This is a genomic window from Burkholderia sp. Ac-20349 (assembly GCF_017104865.1).
Lineage (GTDB): Bacteria > Pseudomonadota > Gammaproteobacteria > Burkholderiales > Burkholderiaceae > Burkholderia > Burkholderia aenigmatica.
In genome coordinates, this window is sequence record NZ_JAAGPM010000324.1 from 1 (window position 1) to 1,734 (window position 1,734).

The following is a 1,734-nucleotide window of genomic DNA, read 5'->3' on the forward strand; positions in this document are numbered from 1 at the left end:
GGACACGCAGGCGGCCGGCCGGGCATAATGCGCGAGGCCGCTCCGGCGCCACGCGCCGCGACCGAGCCGGGCGACCGGACGGCCCGCGCCGTTCTCGCCCCGAATCCTGAACCTCAACCCGTCAATTCCATGCAAGTACTCGTCGTAGGAACCGGCAAGCTGGCCAGCGAGCTGCTCGGCGCGCACCGGCTCGACCCGGCAACCTGTCGCGTGATCCCCTGGTCGGACAGCGCGCGCAACGATGCGCAGCGCAGCGACGCGCGAACGATCGTCGTGCACGCCGGTTCCGGCCGCGAACTCCCTGACGTGATCGCATTCTGCGAAGTCACCGGATCGCCACTCGTCGAGCTGTCGACCGGCTCCGAGCTCGAGACCGGCTCGCACGCGTTCCCGGTCGTGCTGTGCCCGAACACGAACATCCTGATGCTCAAGTTCATGAGCATGCTGGAAACCAGCGGTCACCTGTTTCACGACTGCCAGATCAGCCTCACGGAGTCGCATCAGGCCGGCAAGACGTCCGTCCCCGGCACGGCTGTAGGAATTGGCCAGTCGCTCGGCGTGCGGCCGGAAGATATCCGTTCCGTGCGCGACCCGGACGTGCAGCGCAGCGAATTCGCGGTCGCCGACGATCAGCTCGGCCGCCACGCGATTCACCGGATCCGCATCGACGACGGTGCGTGCAGCCTGCAATTCGAATCGCGCGTGGTGGGCGCGACACCTTACGCGGACGGCGTGTCGCGTATCGTCGATGCCGTCCGGCAGCACGATCTCGAGCACCGCCGCTATTCGATCGTCGAGTTCATCCGCAACGGCTGGCTGTAATCGCGGCGATACGCGGCGGCGCGAGCACGCGTGCCCCACGTCGCAAAACGTTTGTTGCACCACGCAAGAGGCGGTTCGGTGCTGATTTCCGTGGATGTCATCGCCCCCGATCCGCGACATCCGGGCCGCCATGCATCTCGCCGACCGGCACCTGACGTCCCGCATGGCCGGCGGTCAAGATCACGCCAGCCGGCTTCGCCGCCACGGCCGCTCGAAAAATGCGACGAGCCATCGTCCTGCCGCATTCGCTGGTAAGTTATCGGGCGAGGTTCATTCACCGAGCGGAGGCGCGAGTCACCGCTGACGTCGGCACCTGAACAGCTACCGTCGCCATCCCCCCGAAAGGAGCGCAACCGATGACCCGCCCCGCTTTCATCAAGCACTGGACCGAGCTCGAAGAGCCGGAAGCGCATTGCTATCGCGGCGATACCGAGCCGATGGCGCTGGACGCACCGATTTCCGCCGAACTCGGCATCACCCGGATCGGCATCCATCACGTGAGGCTTCTGCCGGGCCGGCGGACGTCCTATCCGCATGCCGAAAGTACCGAGCAGGAGTTTGTGTATGTGCTCGAAGGCAAGCCGGATGTCTGGATCGACGGCGTGCTGCACCCGGTTGCCGAAGGCGATTCGGTCGCGTTTCCGGCGGGCACCGGCATCTGCCACACCTTCTTGACATCCTCCCCCGCCTGAAGACGGGGGATTCCTACCGCGTCTGAAACGATAATGCTTGTCTCAGATCGCCTCGGCGGGTTCCTGCTTCATTGAGCGGCCCGACTGCACCGTCTCTCCACAGGCTGCAACGCGGTGTCCCCGCGCCAGAATGTTCAGAGCACCGACGACATCGGCGTTCTCCTCGTAACTGCATTCGACACAGGCGAATTTTTCCTGCGTGGTCCGGTTATCCGCACTC

At 65.3% G+C, this 1,734-nt stretch carries 2 protein-coding genes and 1 pseudogene; 2 read left to right on the top strand and 1 reads right to left on the bottom strand.

What is annotated here, in order from left to right:
* Positions 1–129: 129 nt before the first annotated feature.
* Together G3N61_RS38965 and G3N61_RS38970 are read left to right on the top strand one after the other, a co-directional pair.
* On the top strand, positions 130–822 hold the full coding sequence (locus G3N61_RS38965) for a dihydrodipicolinate reductase (protein WP_205825105.1): 693 nt from the start codon (positions 130–132) through the stop codon (positions 820–822).
* Between the two features lie 356 nt (positions 823–1,178).
* Positions 1,179–1,496, top strand: a pseudogene (locus tag G3N61_RS38970) (cupin domain-containing protein); the annotation flags it as partial.
* Positions 1,497–1,556: 60 nt separating this feature from the next.
* Here the strand turns inward: G3N61_RS38970 and G3N61_RS38975 are convergent.
* The coding region (locus G3N61_RS38975) for a zinc ribbon domain-containing protein (RefSeq protein ID WP_205825107.1) at positions 1,557–1,734 on the bottom strand (178 nt) is incomplete at its 5' end.